Origin of the sequence: Brevibacillus antibioticus (assembly GCF_005217615.1) — a bacterium.
GTDB lineage: Bacteria > Bacillota > Bacilli > Brevibacillales > Brevibacillaceae > Brevibacillus > Brevibacillus antibioticus.
On sequence record NZ_SZNK01000001.1, the window covers coordinates 3,662,171 to 3,679,934 of the forward strand.

Genomic DNA, 17,764 nt, shown 5'->3' on the forward strand with positions numbered 1-17,764 from the left:
GTCTTTCCATCTACAACGATCGGGAAAGCAACTGTATTTTCAGATACCGTGTAGTTTTGATTATTGACGAAATATACAGGCTTCTTAAGAATCGGGCGACCCCCAAGTTTCTTCATTTTACGAAAAACACTCTTAGCATCACTTATGGATTGGTTACAAACGGCTGATGGTAGAATCGTTTGCCGTACTTACAAAATATGATTCACTCGACAACATTTTCCTCACAAATTAGCCATAAAAACTCCAAAATCCCGACAAAAAGGAGACCCGTATGTCCGAACTAACCATCACCACCCGTTTGCCTGTATTGAAAATTTCGGCTGACCAACATGGCTGGGAAGACGACGAAATCGTTACCGAGTATCCCCTCACGATATTCCTCAATGATGAGGAATTCGCAACAATCGTATGTACTCCGGCCGACCTCGAAGAAATGGTCATCGGTTTTCTCGCAGCCGAGGGCGTCATCAAGAGCTACTCAGAAATCAAGCAGCTTACGATTAATGAGGCCCATGGGTTTGCTTATGTTGATTTGCATAAAGAAACGATTTTGTCGCAGAGCTTTTACTCCAAACGCAGAATTACTTCCTGCTGTGGAAAAAGTAGACAATCCTTTTACTTTTTTAGCGATGCGCGCACAGCAAAGCCTGTTGAAAGCACAACAACTGTCACCCCTGCCCAATGCATGCACCTGATGAAGGAATTGCAAGCGTCGTCTGAGATCCACCGCCAAACAGGTGGCGTCCACAATGCAGCCCTTTGTACACCTGATGAAGTTTTGCTTCAGTTCTCCGATATCGGGCGTCATAATGCGCTCGACAAGATCTATGGGAAATGCTTGCGAGATAACATTTCCACCACGGACAAAATTCTTGTCTTCAGCGGACGCATCTCGTCTGAGGTGCTGCTCAAGGCTGCCAAGATTGGTGCTGGCATCATTTTGTCCAAGTCCGCTCCAACTGATCTCGCCCTGCAATTGGCAGATGAGCTGAAGCTCACCGCAGTCGGTTTTATCCGCAATGACAAAATGAACGTGTATACACAAGCGGGGAGAATCCTCCTACCTTAAAGGAGGATTCAATCAAAAACGGGACAAGCTGTTGGTAATCTCAAAGCCCGAGTTATCTCTCGGGCTTTTGTTCTTTGTACGTGGGAATTTTTTATTTGCAGCAGCAATGTTTCTTTTTGTGATGCTTGCAGTGGTCTTCGTCATCATCTTCGTCTTCATCATCTTCGTCTTCATCATCTATCTCATGCTTCTTACAACAGTGGTGGTCATGTTTTTCAATGCATTTGCAATCATGGCATTTGCAGCAACAGCAGTGATCGCGGCAATGTTCATGCTTTTTGCAGCAGCAATGTGGCTCATCGTAATGACTTTGTTTTTTGCAGTAGCAGTAAAGCTCGTAGTAATCGTCTTGTTTCATGCAGTAGTAGTGGAGGTCGTGATATTTGTCGTGTTTTTTGCCGCAACAGTGGTGGTCGTGATGTTTGTCGTGTTTTTTGCCGCAACAGTGGTGGTCGTGATGCTTGTCGTGTTTTTTGCAGCAACAGTGGTGGTCGTTTTTGTCGGTTTTTTTGCAACAACAGTGGTGATCTTGGTGTTGGCCCTGTTTTTTGCACTTTCTTGTCATTGCGCTTCCCTCCTTTCTTTCGCCATCACTACTATTCATACGGTTTGTCCTGAGAAATGCTTGTATGATAGCCCTCTATGAAAAGCCCCTTTTTTTCCAAACAAAAACAGGACATGTCTCAAGCATGTCCTGTCTTTCTGCGTTTTTCTTCAATTTTTGCCCGGTCGTACTCTTCAGGCGTGTTGACATTAAAAACAGCCCAAGGGTCCAACCATTCATCAGGCAAGGGTACCACGCGCAACTCATCTAAAGTCCGCATCAGTTTTCGCTGTCCATGCAACAGCGCCTGCTCCCAGTTAGCCTGTGTTCTCCGATGGTACACTGCGCATAATGGATGGATTCGTCCCTCTGATTGGGCGACAATTACATCCCAATCGTTTCTCTTTCTCGCATATTCAATCAGTTTGGCAATTTGCCTACGATCCATAAAAGGTAGGTCACAGGATAGCACCAGCAAAGCATCCTCGGAACTTACGCGAAAGGCAGTAACCAGCCCACTTACAGGACCGCAGGATGGTACCAGATCAGGTGTTATTGTGACGGGCTGTTCATCAATTTGTTCCTTTTGTATTACTTGAGTGTCCGAAAAATCGTTCGCTACAATGAAACAAGACAAGCCAACCGCCTGTACTTCCTTTATGAGCTCTGTTAAAAAGGTTCCGTCCCTCCACGGTAATTTTTGCTTGGGCGAGCCCATTCTGCTGCTTTTTCCGCCCGCTAAAATAACCGCACCGATACGTAGCTGCTGCATAAATTTCCTCCTGGGTGTTGACAATAATCCTTATTAGTTTATAATAAGTTTAAATAAATAATTATTATAAACAAGGAGAGATTCTCGATGGAAAACACACTCTATAGCGTTCTAAATAAACAAGTGGCCAACTGGACAGTCCTCTATACGAAACTACACAATTTTCACTGGAATGTAAAAGGACCGCACTTCTTTACACTTCACACAAAATTTGAGGAATTGTACAACGAAGCAGCAGCGAATCTCGATGCCCTCGCTGAACGTGTCCTCTCCATCGGTGGAAAGCCTGTAGCAACTTTGGCTGCATGTCTGAACACTGCAAGCATCACCGAAGCAGAAGGAAATGAAACAGCAGAGCAAATGGTAGAAACGATCGCGAGAGACTTCTCCATTCTCGTAGACGAACTGAAGCTGGCTATGGAAACGGCAGACCAAGCCGACGATGAAGCGACAGCCGATATGCTGTTGGGAATCCGTAGCAGCCTGGAAAAACACGTTTGGATGCTCAAGTCCTTCTTACAATAAGCAAGTAAATCAATAGACACCAAAAGGCGATTGTGCATAGACACATCGCCTTTTTTGGGACTTGCCTCTCATGAAACCGCCTATTTCACCCTAGGTGCCTAAAGCGAAAAAATCAGTTTCCGCCCGTCCTTTTCTACTTTTACTTGGGGCAAATACTTTAATGACTTCTGTACACCAATGTAGGGACTCGCAAACTCTACCTGGTGCCGTGCTTTCAATACGGAGCAGAGATCAGCCAATGACATTGGAGACATCGACTCCCGTAACAGGTTCTCGATGTGCTTCGCAACTTCCAAATAATCATGACGAATGTGCGCCTTTCTTACCTTCATTCGCTTCATCAAATCATCGGAAAATTCCTCTGTTGACATAGCTGCATCGTCCGGGCTTTCTTCGTCTCCGATCCCGGCTTCGTTATCCAACTCGCGAATGCGGCTCAAAAGCTGCTTGATGTCAGCTCCCAACTGCTTGTCCTGATCGACATACTGTCGACGCAGTGCCATACGTTGCTCGAGCATGGCCTGCAATGTCATTTGTAACGCTTTCCGTTCGTTAAACATTGCGTTATGTATTCCCCTTTTCGCAAAAAGTAGAATGATAGAATTATACCCAATGATAATATAATTCGCACTAGTTGGAAACGGGGGAATTTCGCCGATTTCACCTACTAGCTATTCAATTGCATCAAAATTTGTGGGTATGTTTTCTGATCCATGAATTGAATGCCTTCAGCGTTGACGCTTCGGTATCGGCTAGCGAGAACCAGTCAGCCATCTTGTGCAGACTGACAATCAAATTTTCGTTATAAAAACCTTGAAAAATCATGACAATGAGGGGGAGTAAAAAGTCACGCCATGTTTAAATACACCCCATGGACAATAGATACAGCATTACTACCTAAGTATATTTCAGGAGGAAATTATGAAAAAAACATTTACAGGAGTTGTTGTCTCTATCTTAATGCTTTTGTTGTCTGCTTGTAACAATGTACAAGAGACAACCGCACCAATAGAAGTTACACAAGAAGCTCAACAGCTTCCGACAGAGATTTGGCTTCAAATGTATAGAGAGGATTCTAAAAAGCCACAGCCCGAATTAATAAAAGAGATGAATAACCGTGAGCAAGTTGAACAAATTTACACTTGGATTAATGGAGGAACAAAAGATCAAACGATTACTGCTAGCACTATTGATGAGATATACCTCCTTCGATTTGAGTTTATGAAGGAGGGGCAGGCTGTAGAAAGTCAAATCTATTTATATGTAATAACCACTGACAGTAAACTATATGCTAAAAAAGTGGTATTGAATGCGAAGTATGACTTTGATGAATATGATAGTAGTAAAAAATCTGCTCTCATTAGTGAGGCGGGAACTGAAGGATGGCAGGAATTAAAGACTGGCGTAATTAACAAAGATGTACTATACAACTAGCTACCGTTATAAACTCCCCTCAATGTCCCAGGTGTTTGTGACAGATCAACAGGGATGCGGGTAAGGGTGTTTTTGCGCCTACCAATGCTCTTAACAGTTACAGTCAATCGTATAGCCTCCATGAATATTGCTGATGTGTTTCTTTGCAGAAGCCGCGAGAAGCACCTGTTTTTCACAGAAGAACAAGACCCATCCACATTTAGACAGGTCTTGTTCAAAAATAGCAGGATCAAGCTGCCTTCTCTTCACTCAATCGATCCGTAATAACAGCAATCGCACCATCACCCGTTACGTTACAAGCGGTACCGAAGCTATCCTGCGCGATGTACAGAGCAATCATCAACGAAGTCAACGTGGTCGTAAATCCGAGCATAGACTCCATCAATCCGAGTGCCGCCATGACTGCTCCCCCCGGCACACCTGGTGCGGCGATCATCGTTACCCCAAGCATCAGAATGAACGGAAACATGGTCTCAAAAGATGCTGTCATGCCATTGAGCATCATGACTGCCATGGAGCAGCTAACGAGCGTAATCGTGCTTCCAGAAAGATGGATCGTCGCACAGAGTGGAACGACGAAGTCCGCGATTTTTTCGCTCACACCGTTTTTCTTAGTCTGGTTCAGTGTCACAGGAATGGTGGCCGCAGATGATTGTGTTCCAATCGCTGTGAAGTAAGCGGGAAGCATATTTTTCAACAGCGTGAATGGGTTTTTTCGTCCCATCTGTCCCGCTACCAAGTACTGCACGAACAGATAGAATAGATGCAAGACAATAATCATGACGAAAACTTTCACGAATACGGACAAAATCATGGTGACTTGTCCACCATAGGTCAGATTGGAAAATACAGATAGAATATGTAAGGGAAGCAACGGGATAATGACGGAAGCGATGAGCTTCTCGACGATATCTCTCAAGTCTACCATCACATTTTGCAGAGCGTTTCCTTTGATGACAGTCGCTCCAAGACCAAGGGTGAAGGCGAGCAGTAATGCTGTCATCACACCTACAATCGGCGGCATGTCCACGGTAAAGAATGGCTTCACTAGTGCTTTCTCCGGGTTGGCATACTGATTCACCAGTCCACCTATCTCAAGAATGTGTGGGAAAATACTCGTACTGACCAAATAAGCAAGCACTCCTGCAAGGATCGTAGACAAGTAAGCAACCCCTGTGGTTACTCCAAGCAGACGCCCTGCCCCTTTGCCCAGCTCACCGATGCCTGGCGCGATAAATCCAATGATAATCAACGGAATCGCAAATCCGAGGAAATTTCCAAACAGGCCACTAAATGTAGCCAATCCTTCCACAACCCAAATCGGCGAAATGGAGCCAATCCCGATCCCAAGGACAATGGCGATCAGGATTTTGGGTAGTAAACCTAGCTGTTTCATGAATTGAACCCCCGTTACGTGTTGGTTAAGAACGTCCACGCGGAATGGACATTGTCTCTTTTACACGGACTAATGAATAACAAGGTAACACATCGGGATGAGATTGTCATGAATCATAAAAAAGTAATAATATTTAAATTAAAGAAAAACCCCCAATGAGCATTACTTACTCACTTGGGGGAACGATATTATTTGTCGCAAAGCACCTGGCGAAATTCTTCTTCGATGTCTGCCAATACACGCATGGCATTCGCTAGCTCTTGCTCATTCTTTTCCACGATCAGTGTGTGACAACGTCCGAATTGCTTCGCCTGCTTCTCTTTGATTGCCGCCAGCTCTGGCGCATGCTTCGAGAAAAACATAGCGAAATCCATGGCTCGCCTCGCCCCTAATTGGAGCGCAAAATAGGAGAGATGACCAACTTCTGCTGGGGAGAGTCCCCCCTCCTCCTCTATCCGTTTCACTACCCGCAATATCGCTTCCTTTCCGAATAGGACCGAAGCGTTTGGTTTAGCCGATGCACTTTCCTGATAAATCCCTTGGAATAAACGAAGGGCATTTGCAGCTTGTTCCTCCTCTGACGGACTGCCTACACGCTTTGGTGCTGTCCAGTAGTGATAAGAAAAGAGGCGATCGAAGATTTTTTCGGCTTTCCATGCCAAGACAAACTGGGACAACGGCAAGCTCACAAAAGGGAATCCAGCAGGATCATGCAGGTAGATTGCTTGTTCATCCATTCGGTACGCAAGAACAAAATGGTCAGCACCCCCTAAATAAGCAGCATTGGGATTATACGTCAAATAGCCCATATCAAGTGGTCCGAGCAAAAGGGGCCCATGTTCCACATCACGCCGTAATTCCTCCAATGGTGGCTCTCCCTTAGCATCTCCTGACTTTTCCGTCCAACGAAACCCTAGTAGCTCAAACGCATGACTTACCCCACGATCTGGAATCTCTTGTCCGAAATATATGACCTTCTGCTCCTCATGCCACATCGCCCCGATGCCTACGCCAGAGAGTACTTCAAGTACAGCAGGCGATACCTTCTCCCCAATCGTTTCCAAAAGCATAGCTGAAGAATTTGCGTAGCAGTACGCCCCATTTCCAATGTACGGTAACATGCTTTTCTCCCTCTTTCCCATCAATGTATGACTTACCTATCATTGACTTCGGGGAACATGTTTTTCTGACAACGCGTTGCAAACCACTTCTCGTTCACGCGAAATATTTCTTGAAAAATTCCATCTTCTCATTCACGAAAGCGTCATCCGAGTCGCTGCTACCCATAATATGAGGATCATGCATACATAGGCCCATTAGCCACAATTGGCGAATGCCTGTCATGAGCGACACCGCAGCCTGATCGTTTTCAGATAAGGGACGAACCTCAGTATATCCTTTTAGGAAAGCATTCCAGAGCTCCTCCACCAGTTCGTCATCTTCCTCGATCAATATTCGGCTCAGCTTGAAAGCAGCCAGATCATACGCTCGCCAACCATATCCGCACAAGTCGAAATCAAAGTGGGTATAGGTGTTATCCGCGCAAAAGTTCGTATTAAAATTTCCTTGAAGGTCTCCGTGGCAAATCCCCCAGTCGAGTCCGGCAAGGATATGCTCGTTCAGCTTGGCTTCCAGCTCAATCGCCATCTGTTGGAGAAAGTGAAAATCTTCCTTCCGATGCTGCAAACGTGGCTCGATGATGGCTAACGGGCGATGAATCAGCGTCTTGGCGTCCCACACCTCGCGAGCTTGCTGTGTAGTAAAGCCTTCTGCTTTGACATGCAGCTCGGCGACCACTCTGCCAAATCGTGCGCTCCGTTCCTCAGTATCGATCTCCTGCTCCTTGCCACAGGCAAACGTGAACAGCGCCCCAAAGCGATTGCCCTCTGCTGCTTGCAGTCTCAAGACATGCTTTCCTGAGCCATCCGCAATTGGCACAGATACAGATACTCCTTGTCTGTTCAAATGGAGCAACAGCTCCATCTCGAACGCGACTGCTGCTTCCTCTGTTCGCCAATCACTTCGATACAGCCTGAAAATTCGCTTTTGATCGATCGTATTCACGAGGTACGTATCGTTCATGCCTCGAAGCATATAGTGAACGGATTGTATTTGTTCGGTTGGATATGCTTCCTGAAGTACTTTTTGTAATGCTTTTTCACAGATGGTTGAGTAGACGACGGGTAAATGCATAGTCATGCTGCTCCTTTTTTGCCAAGTATTGGTGAGTTATTAGAAAGACGTGTGAATCGGGAAAAGGACACAACAAAAAAAGGACCTTGAAGGGCTAATGGCCGATCAAGGTCTGGTACTGGCTGCAACGATTTGTCCCCCTTGCTGAATAAGCTCTTCAAGGAATCGGGCAACATAAGCTCATCAAAAGGTTTACTGTCAAAAAGAGTTATTTCCTCACTTTTCCCTTGATCTCTCGCAATTCCTCAAGGATCAGATCGTATTTGTCGCTGTATTTGTCCAGCAAGTCCTGCAAACGCCCCTCGCGCTCGCGATTTGCCTTCATAATATAAAACAACAACCAGACAAACAAAGCAGCAAACGGCCCTTGCTGAAGTAATACGGTTGTTACTTGATCTTCCATGTTTGATCTCCCCTTTTGTCACTGTACAGAACGAGTGTTCCCGAATCGTTCTTATCTGTATTTTGTACAAAAGGCTTGTACATAATTCGTTGCAAACAAAATAAATATCCATACTTTTCTTTTTCTCTATCATTTAGTACAATAAGTTTGTACATCCTCACAGGAAGGACTGGCACGCTCATGCTATCTCAACGCTTACGTACAGCTCGTAAGACAAAAAGTCTAACCCAGGAAGAGTTGGCAGAGCATGTCTGCACGACAAAGGGGACGATCAGTAACTACGAAAACAACCACAGCACACCACCGAATGACATGCTGCGGCAATTGGCTGATGTGCTGGACGTCACCACCGATTGGTTGTTGGGTCGCACAGATGAAGTCACGGCCTATATTCTCCCAGCAACAGGAGAGACAAATCAACGTTCGTTGGACGAGCTCTTGCAGGAAAAGATCGATGACCCGGACGACTACTATTTCCTAGACGGGTATCTAGACGCTTCAGAAGAAGAGAAAAAAGAAATTCGCCGCTACTGGTACGACTTGAGGAAACAGTTCAAAGTCCGTAAAGTACGCGAGGAACGACCTCCTTCTTTGTTTGATATCACGGAAGACATCAAAAAAAAATAACCCCAGTGCGGGGTTTTCTTTTCAACCCAATACAGAACGTACGTTCCTTACCATTCATCTAGGAGGTCATTGATGCTTCACTCCCTTTTGCAAGAAATCTGTGAACCGCAAACATGGCTCGAGAGTCGCGTGTACTTGTTGCTTCAGCATCACGGCATCGATTCGCCCGAACAAATCGATTTGCATCTGTTGTGCGAGACGTACGGTATCGAGATCCATCGTATTTGCGGTAGGAGTCGTGCACACGCGCATCCCTTTTTGCCGGGACGTTATGTCATTGCGGTGGACGAGCGACTCGATCCGGCTACGCAGCGGGTGAAAATCGCGCATGAACTCGGACATTTGCTCCTTCATGAAGGCATTCAGCCCCAGAGCACCGGATGGATGATTGACTGGCAAGAATCGCAGGCGAATCATTTTGCCGAGCATTTGCTGCTTCCCATTTACATGATGAGTCCCCTTCTGGCCGATTGTTCGCGATACAACGCACCGGCTATATTGGCTCAGCGCTTTCAGGTGCCCATACCCCTTGCTCGTGCCCGCTTTGAGCGCATACTGAGCCGTCTATACGCCAAAGGCTTTCCCGTCTATGAGTAAATTACGACGTTATTATTATGTAGGAGGCGATACCTGATGAAGCGAGTCTTTATTGCCGGAGATGCATACACGACTCATTTTTTTGATCTCGCCTTGGACCAAGACGAGGAGCTGTCGCTGTTACCCTCCTTGCAGGTAGCCAGCTATCACGTGGCCCGCTTTGCTCTCATCATGCGAGATGACGGCCTTCGTGGTCTCGGTATTTTTCCCGGAGATGCGCTCTTGATCTCAGACTTTTCGATGGAGCCTGTAAAAGACAGACCTGTGTTGATCCGACAAGAGGGGCAGTTCCTTGTGCGCATCGCAGCAGACGTCAATCCATTGGAATGTCTCTTTACAACCACACGCGAGCAAGACACGCCCATGCTGCTCCCCTCGGAAAACATTCGCATTACAGGTGTCGTATCTGGTATTATTCCGCGTTCATCATTGTGACATCATTCAGCAACCAATCCTTGATTGCTGCCACCGTTTGCTGCCACTGCTCCTGTGGAGTAATGGCAGCGGGCTTGTCGCCCTCCTGCGCTCCATAGCTTCCGAACTGGGAGTGGTTTCCCCCTTCTATGGACATGTACACGGTACGCTCCGGCAAATATTGCTTGCTCTCCTCAAACCTTTCCATATGGATCACACCGTCGCGAGACCCGAGCAAAGACAGCACAGGCACATTCACCTTCTTCAAGTTCCCCTGACTGTTCGGATACGCTCCCAACAAAAATACTCCACTGATTCGGTCCGGGTGGTTAGCTGCAAATTCAGCTGCCATGGTTCCACCAAGCGAATGTCCTCCGATGACAAACGTTTTATTCGGGTACGCCTTCAATACTTGTGTGGCCCGCGTCATATCACTTACAGCCAAATTCAGCGGCATTCGTGCGAGAAAAACATGGTAGCCGTAGCCAGCCAAAGCACGGGCAATCGGTGCATAGCTCTCCGGTTTGACCAGTGCTCCTGGATATAAGATGAGCCCCGGTTCGCGTGATTCCCCACCTTGGAAAATAATCCAGTCATTCGTATCCATGACGGTTATCCCTTCACCCCCTTGCATGGCCGTTAACGCTGCCTGATCGGGCTGATAAGGCTGCAAATACCATATCGCCAGACAAATCGCTCCAAGTGTCACCAACACGAATGCCTGAAACCATTTTTTGCGTGCTTGACTCATCCTACCCACCTCGTTTCCGTTCCCATGTAGAGTTCTATATATTATGTCTCAAACCTAGAAAAAAACCGTCAGAGACAAAATCCCGACGGTCGTTGGTATTGGCTCCATCAGCCTTTTTCCTTCTGGCGCTCACGAAAACGGCGTACCTTCATCAAGTTTCCGCACATTTTGTCATCACACCAGCGGCGCACCCGGTTGCGACTTTCATCATAAAACACCCAGCGGCAGTCCTCGTTGTCACATATTTTGATTCGTTCCAGATGCTGCGGGGCAAGCAGCTCTGCGAAAGAAGCCGCAATTTGTGCCATGACGAGGGGCCAGCCCTCTGCTTGGCTGGATTGCTTTTGCCTGTAGCCGCCCTCCTCATCTACATACAACACCTGCAGATGAAAAGGGGTGAGAGCCAAAGCCCTGTTCAATTCCGCGAGGTCCTCCTCTTGGAAGCGGTCTCCACGGACAACGGCTTCTAGCATACGTCTCAAACGTTCGCGCAACTGCAAAAGGGAAGCGGCACAGTCCACATTCATCGGTAGCGGAGCGGTTAGCTTGTATGTTTGCAAAAAGGATGACAGCCATTCCTGGTTCTCCAAGCGATTTTCCGCACGACCAGAACCACGCCAATCCCGCCAATCACTATTTAAAAAATCGATACAAAGCCAGCCCATGTAATCATCTCTCCTGACGAAACCCTTCATTTTTCTCTCTTGTATGACTATACAGAATATGGTAATCTATATTTGTAACTACTGTAACTTGATTAACTGGTTACATCTTCATTTCTTACTGCTATTATAGCGTTTCATCAATCTGTTTCACAGACGAGGAGGAAGCGTATGAATCGGAAGGATTTGCTTTTGCACGGTTGGGAATGTACCTATAACAAGGAAGACTGGTATCCACCTTTAAAAGAAGCGCTTTCCGGAGTATCAGCAGCCGAGGCCAGCTGGCGCCCTGTGGGAGAAGCAGCCAACACGATCTGGGAAAACGTCAGCCACCTTCTTTATTACAAAGAACGCCTGTTGCATCGTCTATTGGGCACCGAATTTCCTGGCTCCGCTGAGACGAACGATGATACCTTCATCCCGTCCGGCGGTCCGGATGACGAAGACGCTTGGCAAGCTACTCTCGCTCGTATGGGAAGCGTCCATCGCCACATTCATGAAAAGCTTTCCTTGCTGACGGATGAGGATTTAAACCAGATGGCTACTTATACGCCCATTTACCAAACCGTAATGAGTCTGGTCCTGCATGATGCGTTTCATACGGGACAAATCGTCCAAATTCGCAAGCTGCAAGGCTCTTGGCCTGCCAGACGCTCATTTGAATAACAAAATTTCACATTGATTAATCATTAACAATCCTTTATAGTTGATGAATCACAAAATTTCATACATGTTATCCTCATCTTTCACGGTGAGGATAGAGGTCGCGGCTTTTATATCATCCTGTACGAGATTCAGAGAAAATCAATGACTCCAGGTAAGGAAAATCCGCCGAAACTCATATCGCGTCTCTGTGCGATTGGGTTGGGGCTGTACTCGAAAGGGGCAGAACTGTCACGTTTGCATGCCAAGCAAGCGTGGTGAGCTATCTTCAGTGAAGGCTTGGTGGGGATTGGATGATACCGCCCTATGCCATTTTTTGGCTATGGCGGTTTTTTCGTTTCCGACCTTCCTTCTCAAAAATCAAGAAAGGTCGTGTAAGCAGCTTATGTCACAAAATCAATTGCAACGTGGTTTAAAAGCCCGACACCTGACGATGATTGCCATCGGCGGCTCGATTGGGACGGGATTGTTTCTCGCGAGCGGAGGCTCGATTCATTCCGCCGGACCTGGTGGAGCTTTAGTCGCCTATCTCGCCATTAGTATCATGGTTTACTTTTTAATGACCAGCTTGGGGGAAATGGCGGCCTTCATGCCTGTTTCAGGTTCGTTTTCAACTTATGCCACACGGTTCGTCGATCCATCTCTCGGCTTTGCTCTCGGCTGGAACTACTGGTACAACTGGGCGATTACCATTGCCGTCGAGCTGTCGGCTTCCGCACTCATTATGAAATTTTGGTTTCCGGATACCCCAGCGATATTGTGGAGCGCTTTGTTCCTTGGATTGCTGTTTGCCTTGAATCTCCTGTCCGTGAAAGCCTATGGGGAATCTGAATATTGGTTCGCCTTGATTAAAGTAGTAACGGTTATCGTCTTTATTATTATCGGTGTGTTGATGATTTTTGGCATTATGGGCGGCCAAGCAGTCGGCCTCCAAAACTTCACCAAAGGCGACGCGCCATTCAATGGCGGCTTCATGGCCCTGCTCGGTGTCTTTATGATTGCCGGATTCTCTTTCCAAGGGACAGAGCTAGTTGGTGTCGCGGCTGGGGAGAGCGAAGACCCTGCCCGGAACATTCCGAAGGCCATCCGTCAAATTTTTTGGCGTATCCTGATCTTCTATATCCTCGCTATTTTGATCATCGGGTTGCTCGTTCCATATGATAACCCAAATCTGATCAGTGGCGACATTACGGATATTGCGATCAGTCCGTTTACGATTGTTTTTGAAAATGCCGGATTTGCTTTTGCAGCATCCGTCATGAACGCCGTTATTCTCACGTCTGTATTGTCTGCTGGTAACTCTGGCATGTACGCCTCTACACGCATGCTGTGGAACTTGGCGAAAGAAGGAAACGCACCAAAATGGTTCGCAAAAGTAACAAGTAATGGCGTACCGATCAATGCCTTGATCTTGACTGCGCTCATCGGTGCTCTTGCTTTTCTGTCCTCCCTGTTTGGGGAAGGCGAAGTGTATGTCTGGCTTTTGAATGCGTCTGGTATGTCAGGCTTCATCGCTTGGCTGGGAATTGCCATTAGCCACTACCGTTTCCGTAAAGCGTTTATCGCTCAGGGGCGTGACTTAAGCGAATTGCCTTATCGGGCAAAGTGGTTCCCGTTTGGACCGATTTTTGCCTTCATCATTTGCTGTATCGTTATTTTGGGGCAAAACTACTCGGCATTCATGGGTGGAACGATCGACTGGAATGGCGTCCTGGTCTCTTACATTGGCCTGCCACTCTTCTTAATCATTTGGCTCGCTTATAAAATCACGCAAAAAACCAAGCTCGTCCCTCTTGAACAAGTTGACTTCAACATGGATGAACACACGAAATAATCGAAGAAAAAATACGGACTTCCGTTATCTGAACGGGAGTCCTTTTTCATGCTAGCTAATGTATTAAAAATTACTCCGAAAGAGCCGATAGTATAGACAAGAAGCCATTTGAGATCTGTTTCCTTTCCGTTCTCACACCTCATCCAAGTCATCTGATAAAAGGTAATCATGATCTCCTTCCATCACGACTGAACATGAATCCATGTGAGGAGAGTAGAACATGCACATCCAATCGAATAACCGCTATCTAACACCCCAGTTAACAACTAACCAACCTGCACCGAAAATGGTGACAGGAACTCGTCTAGGATTGCCCCGATTGCCCGAGCACGATACAGTAGACCTTCGTTCTCACAAGGCACGCGAGCTACCTGCTGATGCCATCGAACATCACAGCGTCCAATTTTTCTTTAGCACAGAGATTAATGAGCGTTTGGATAAAATTTTCGCAGATAAACCACCCGAGGCTCGCAAGGCCTTTGACCACATCCTGGAGAAAAATTTTTTCAACTCCACCTACACCTACACCGATGAAGAAAGAGCTGCTTTAGTAGAAGTCGGTTTAACCCAAGGCAAATATTTGGCAAGCCAGTTCATGGATGATGAAAATGCTGCTGAATTTTTGGATAGCCTCCATCTGCTCGCAGGCGTTGCTAAAACAAGAAAGGTTGACCCCGCAACTGGCAGTGTCAGCTACGTAGAGCTTCCGCAAAGACCGCATGGGGCGCCAGCCGACTATGTCAATCCATCCAAGCTGATGGAGCGGTATGACCCGGAAGCCTACAAAAAAATGCAAGCGGACACGACCAATCAAACAGAGAAAGTAAGCACGCTGATTCAGTTCGTCAAAAAGCTGCAACATCGTCCAGACTGGATCTCACAATACCGAAACGAACAAGCTACTCTTCTCTCCGATTTAAAAAATACAAAAATCGCTAATCGCTTTGAGAATGTAAATTCAAAGGACGCCACTGAATTTGTTCGTCAAATGAATACGCTCGCTGAAAATGCTTCCTTTTCTGCCTTTACACCATTGCTACAGACGAATCTTACCTCTTTCATGAACATCCTGGCCAAGAAAACGAGTTAACTGCCCAAAGATGATCGTCACAGCCTCCGCCCTCATGGACATACTAACCCGTAAAGGAGGAGACGAATATGTATGACAATGGCGAAAACGACCTGCCTGATTTCAAACAACTGGATGACAGACTGATCGCTCAACCTCCGACTAGCCCAATATTCGCAATCCGTACCAATCTGGACAAGGAACCAAATGACGTCGACAATCCGTATGTGCAGCAAGACTCTAAACCCACTGGACAATACAAGGGGGAAGCAAATGACTGATCACATCTCAAAGGAAAAGCCGGACATGGGTTATAACGGAAGCAATATGCATGGTTATTCCCTTACACCAAAGGAAGGGACATTGGATCAAACTGCCAAGTCGGCAGCGGAAAACAAAGAAAATAGAGATAAAGAATAGTTCTTTCCCATTACGAAAAACAAATCCCCTTTGGGGAAACAGGCAGATGCTCACTTTTCCTGTTTCCCAAAGGGGATTCCTTTTGGATTTCTGACCAAGAATATGGGGAAAGACATTTTGTTATTGACGAAATTCTACTGGAAATATATACTTTTCATAAATTGCAAATGAGAATCATTATCAGATTCTTGTGTATATGCTCAGGAGGTTGCCCCATGAAATCCAGGCTTTTCAAACACATTTATAGCACAACATTAGTCACTTCTCTCCTCACAGGTGGCGTCCATTTGGCTCAGGCCGCTCCTCTCGTGGCTACTTCTGAACAGACGGATGATTCCCCTTTATCGCTAGATTTCGCAATTGAACAGGCACTAAAAAATAGCATCGATTTCGAGCTGCTTCGGCTTGAGCTAGATATTACAAAATACGAAACATCCATCATACTAAGAGAAAAAGAAGGAATCAAAAAAGCCGACATCATGACGCTGGCTGACGCAAAAAAGAAATTCGAAGACGCTGCCAAAGCGATCAAAGAAGTGATTGTCGATGAAGTCGCCCTGAATACGCAAAAAAACAACATCCAGTTGCAAGTGCAAAAAGCTTTCTTCGAAGTCCAATCATTAGAGGCCAAAATCAAAGCGCAAAAGAAAAGCTTGCAAAGACAGTACTGGTTGGACTCCCAAGAAACAGAAGCTCACAAAAATCTTGCTACCCTTGAAGCCAGCTACAAACAAGCATTGGCCAAGCTCAACGATTTATTGAATGAAAAAGCAGACAAAAAATGGAAAATAGTCACCACTGATCTGACCCAGCACGAGCTGCTTTCCCTTGAGCAATTGCAAGCAAAAGCTTATGAAAAACGTCCTGAGATGATCAAAGCACAAGCAGAAATAGACTTTACCCAAGTCAGAATTGATTACACGGCAGAGTATACCGCACTCAGCACACATAAAGGGATAATCGCAAGAAATGAGCACAAAAAAGCGGAACTGCAAAAACAAAAAACACAGAAGAAAATCGGTCAGGAAGTAAGTGACAACTATACGAAGGCACTAGCAGCGCAAAAGGCATTAGGGGAAAATACAACAAAGAAAGAAACCGCATGGGAGCGCTATCAGGCAACACTCGATCAATATAGATTAGGAAAAGCATCGATGAAAGAACTGATGGAGGTCGAAGCAAACCTATTTGAATCCGAAACAAAAGCAATCGAATCGATTTATCAATACAATCTCGCTGCTACTACCTTGAATCAATCAACTGGCTATTAATATTTCGTGTCACGAAATATCGCATTCATTCATTTCAAATAGAGAAGGCTTCATCCCACAGGGTGAAGCCTTTACTCATTGATTAGCCTCTCAAAAGCTCCCGGCATCACCAAACGACCACCGTCCGCGCCAAAATCCTCTATGAACCACCAAGCCGATAGTACACTGTGGCAATAGGCCCACGCCAACACTCTCTCTTTTTGCAAAGACAGTGCCCTCGTCAGCCCATCGACCCGCTGTTTCACCACTTCTTCTACCCCATCCTCAGGCAAATGGTTCAGCAAAAACGGAATCACCTCGTATTCCGTCTCCCCGATCAGTCCTTTTGGATCAATTGCCAACCACGGCTCTCTTTCGGCGCGCAAAATATTTTCATGATGAAGATCACCATGCAGCAGACATGGTTCTTTTTGTGTGGAGAGAAGCTTTTTGTACCATTTCATGGCTCGCTCCACCATTTGCTCGGGAATCGATCCTGTCCCCCCTTGGAAATGAGGGCGAATCTGTTCCAGTCCCACAGCCCAGTCTGCGATCGTCGGAAACGTAGACGCAAGCTTGCCACCTTTCGAAACGGGTGTATGCATTCTTTTGATCACGTCCGCCAAGCATTGTATTCGCTCATCTTCGCTACTCAGCTTGTCCAGTGTCTCTCCTGGCATGATGCGCTCCAAAAGCATGATCCCTTTTTCCTCGTCAGCATCGAGTAGCTGCACCATTCCCCTGCCTGCAAAAGCCCGAATCGCTGCCAGCTCTCTCTGCCAATCCAGTCCAGGCACTCCCAGCTTCAGCACTGCGTTTCTCCCATCCTGCAACACAACTGGTGCTACAAAGTTATAGGAGAGTGGAAACGGCTCTAGTACCTTCAAAGACCACCGCACTTCGCAATCAGCAATCAACTCATGAAAGGAATCGAGCCAGAGACGACCTGCTTCTTTATGTACGCCCGTAATTGTTTGCGTAAAATGGGTTGGCAATAAAATCATTAGGAATCTCCTCCTAAAAAGCTTGTGGCTTTTAAACTTCTTGCCCTACCTTCACTCATCTTCTTGCACCAGCTTTCAAGCTGCTCCCTTACCGCAGCCGCGTAAGAAGAAGTGCATTTCCAGTCAAGCGCCTCTGG

General features: G+C 46.4%; 22 protein-coding genes and 1 riboswitch. Of the genes, 13 read left to right on the plus strand and 9 right to left on the minus strand.

From position 1 onward, the window contains the following. Positions 1 to 271 precede the first annotated feature (271 nt). Positions 272 to 1,069 carry a formate dehydrogenase accessory sulfurtransferase FdhD gene (gene fdhD / locus E8L90_RS17170; protein WP_137030503.1) on the plus strand — a complete coding sequence of 266 codons (798 nt, stop codon included), beginning with the start codon at positions 272 to 274 and terminating at the stop codon, positions 1,067 to 1,069. Between the two features lie 31 nt (positions 1,070 to 1,100). Then, a complete protein-coding gene (locus E8L90_RS17175) occupies positions 1,101 to 1,715 on the plus strand; it encodes a hypothetical protein (protein WP_137030504.1) in 615 nt (204 codons plus the stop codon). Between the two features lie 37 nt (positions 1,716 to 1,752). On the opposite strand, the gene mobA is transcribed toward E8L90_RS17175, so the two are convergent. Then, the gene (gene mobA, locus E8L90_RS17180) at positions 1,753 to 2,385 is read right to left on the minus strand and encodes a molybdenum cofactor guanylyltransferase (protein WP_137030505.1); all 633 of its coding nucleotides are present in this window, start codon (positions 2,383 to 2,385) and stop codon (positions 1,753 to 1,755) included. 87 nt (positions 2,386 to 2,472) lie between these two features. On the opposite strand from mobA, the gene E8L90_RS17185 reads away from it, so the two are divergent. Continuing rightward, entirely contained in the window at positions 2,473 to 2,910 is a 438-nt protein-coding gene (locus tag E8L90_RS17185; protein WP_137030506.1) for a Dps family protein, read from the plus strand. A 98-nt stretch (positions 2,911 to 3,008) separates the two neighbouring features. Here E8L90_RS17185 and E8L90_RS17190 read toward each other — a convergent pair whose 3' ends face one another. Then, complete coding sequence (locus E8L90_RS17190) at positions 3,009 to 3,470, minus strand: hypothetical protein (RefSeq protein WP_137030507.1); 462 nt, start codon at positions 3,468 to 3,470, stop codon at positions 3,009 to 3,011. A 361-nt stretch (positions 3,471 to 3,831) separates the two neighbouring features. Between E8L90_RS17190 and E8L90_RS17195 the strand changes: the two genes are divergently transcribed. Continuing rightward, positions 3,832 to 4,344, plus strand: a complete 513-nt coding sequence (locus E8L90_RS17195) for a hypothetical protein (protein ID WP_137030508.1) — start codon at positions 3,832 to 3,834, stop codon at positions 4,342 to 4,344. A gap of 229 nt (positions 4,345 to 4,573) precedes the next feature. Here E8L90_RS17195 and E8L90_RS17200 read toward each other — a convergent pair whose 3' ends face one another. The 4 genes from E8L90_RS17200 to E8L90_RS17215 form a co-directional block, all read right to left on the minus strand. After that, on the minus strand, positions 4,574 to 5,740 hold the full coding sequence (locus E8L90_RS17200) for a dicarboxylate/amino acid:cation symporter (protein WP_137030509.1): 1,167 nt from the start codon (positions 5,738 to 5,740) through the stop codon (positions 4,574 to 4,576). Positions 5,741 to 5,928: 188 nt separating this feature from the next. Then, a complete protein-coding gene (locus E8L90_RS17205) occupies positions 5,929 to 6,861 on the minus strand; it encodes a hypothetical protein (RefSeq protein WP_137030510.1) in 933 nt (310 codons plus the stop codon). A 94-nt stretch (positions 6,862 to 6,955) separates the two neighbouring features. Next, positions 6,956 to 7,933, minus strand: coding sequence for a homoserine kinase (locus E8L90_RS17210; RefSeq protein ID WP_137030511.1), 978 nt, complete (start codon positions 7,931 to 7,933; stop codon positions 6,956 to 6,958). 208 nt (positions 7,934 to 8,141) lie between these two features. Then, positions 8,142 to 8,336: a BhlA/UviB family holin-like peptide gene (locus tag E8L90_RS17215; RefSeq protein ID WP_012684855.1), complete on the minus strand. Its 195-nt coding sequence runs from the start codon at positions 8,334 to 8,336 to the stop codon at positions 8,142 to 8,144. 180 nt (positions 8,337 to 8,516) lie between these two features. On the opposite strand from E8L90_RS17215, the gene E8L90_RS17220 reads away from it, so the two are divergent. From E8L90_RS17220 to E8L90_RS17230, 3 genes are all read left to right on the plus strand, one after another. Beyond that, positions 8,517 to 8,963 carry a helix-turn-helix domain-containing protein gene (locus E8L90_RS17220; RefSeq protein ID WP_137030512.1) on the plus strand — a complete coding sequence of 149 codons (447 nt, stop codon included), beginning with the start codon at positions 8,517 to 8,519 and terminating at the stop codon, positions 8,961 to 8,963. A 72-nt stretch (positions 8,964 to 9,035) separates the two neighbouring features. Beyond that, on the plus strand, positions 9,036 to 9,560 hold the full coding sequence (locus E8L90_RS17225) for an ImmA/IrrE family metallo-endopeptidase (protein ID WP_137030513.1): 525 nt from the start codon (positions 9,036 to 9,038) through the stop codon (positions 9,558 to 9,560). A 36-nt stretch (positions 9,561 to 9,596) separates the two neighbouring features. After that, positions 9,597 to 9,995, plus strand: coding sequence for a hypothetical protein (locus E8L90_RS17230; RefSeq protein ID WP_137030514.1), 399 nt, complete (start codon positions 9,597 to 9,599; stop codon positions 9,993 to 9,995). Here E8L90_RS17230 and E8L90_RS17235 read toward each other — a convergent pair. Further along, positions 9,973 to 10,725: an alpha/beta fold hydrolase gene (locus tag E8L90_RS17235; protein WP_137030515.1), complete on the minus strand. Its 753-nt coding sequence runs from the start codon at positions 10,723 to 10,725 to the stop codon at positions 9,973 to 9,975. The genes E8L90_RS17230 and E8L90_RS17235 overlap by 23 nt on opposite strands. A gap of 107 nt (positions 10,726 to 10,832) precedes the next feature. Beyond that, positions 10,833 to 11,390: a CGNR zinc finger domain-containing protein gene (locus tag E8L90_RS17240; protein ID WP_137030516.1), complete on the minus strand. Its 558-nt coding sequence runs from the start codon at positions 11,388 to 11,390 to the stop codon at positions 10,833 to 10,835. A gap of 168 nt (positions 11,391 to 11,558) precedes the next feature. Here E8L90_RS17240 and E8L90_RS17245 point away from each other — a divergent pair, with 168 nt between their 5' ends. From E8L90_RS17245 to E8L90_RS17265, 6 genes are all read left to right on the plus strand, one after another. Next, entirely contained in the window at positions 11,559 to 12,053 is a 495-nt protein-coding gene (locus tag E8L90_RS17245; protein WP_137030517.1) for a DinB family protein, read from the plus strand. Between the two features lie 84 nt (positions 12,054 to 12,137). After that, a riboswitch (Lysine riboswitch) is annotated at positions 12,138 to 12,323 on the plus strand. Between the two features lie 112 nt (positions 12,324 to 12,435). Continuing rightward, positions 12,436 to 13,884, plus strand: coding sequence for an amino acid permease (locus E8L90_RS17250; protein WP_137030518.1), 1,449 nt, complete (start codon positions 12,436 to 12,438; stop codon positions 13,882 to 13,884). Positions 13,885 to 14,104: 220 nt separating this feature from the next. Beyond that, positions 14,105 to 14,974, plus strand: a complete 870-nt coding sequence (locus E8L90_RS17255) for a hypothetical protein (protein ID WP_137030519.1) — start codon at positions 14,105 to 14,107, stop codon at positions 14,972 to 14,974. A gap of 68 nt (positions 14,975 to 15,042) precedes the next feature. Beyond that, positions 15,043 to 15,234 (plus strand): hypothetical protein, encoded by a 192-nt coding sequence (locus E8L90_RS17260; RefSeq protein ID WP_137030520.1) that lies wholly within the window; start codon positions 15,043 to 15,045, stop codon positions 15,232 to 15,234. Further along, positions 15,227 to 15,373, plus strand: coding sequence for a hypothetical protein (locus tag E8L90_RS30320; protein ID WP_167497607.1), 147 nt, complete (start codon positions 15,227 to 15,229; stop codon positions 15,371 to 15,373). Before E8L90_RS17260 ends, E8L90_RS30320 begins: the two co-directional genes overlap by 8 nt. A 215-nt stretch (positions 15,374 to 15,588) precedes the next feature. Then, positions 15,589 to 16,644, plus strand: a complete 1,056-nt coding sequence (locus E8L90_RS17265) for a TolC family protein (RefSeq protein WP_137030521.1) — start codon at positions 15,589 to 15,591, stop codon at positions 16,642 to 16,644. 71 nt (positions 16,645 to 16,715) lie between these two features. Here the strand turns inward: E8L90_RS17265 and E8L90_RS17270 are convergent, their stop codons facing one another. Further along, positions 16,716 to 17,627 carry an aminoglycoside phosphotransferase family protein gene (locus tag E8L90_RS17270; RefSeq protein ID WP_137030522.1) on the minus strand — a complete coding sequence of 304 codons (912 nt, stop codon included), beginning with the start codon at positions 17,625 to 17,627 and terminating at the stop codon, positions 16,716 to 16,718. Between the last annotated feature and the right edge of the window lie 137 nt (positions 17,628 to 17,764).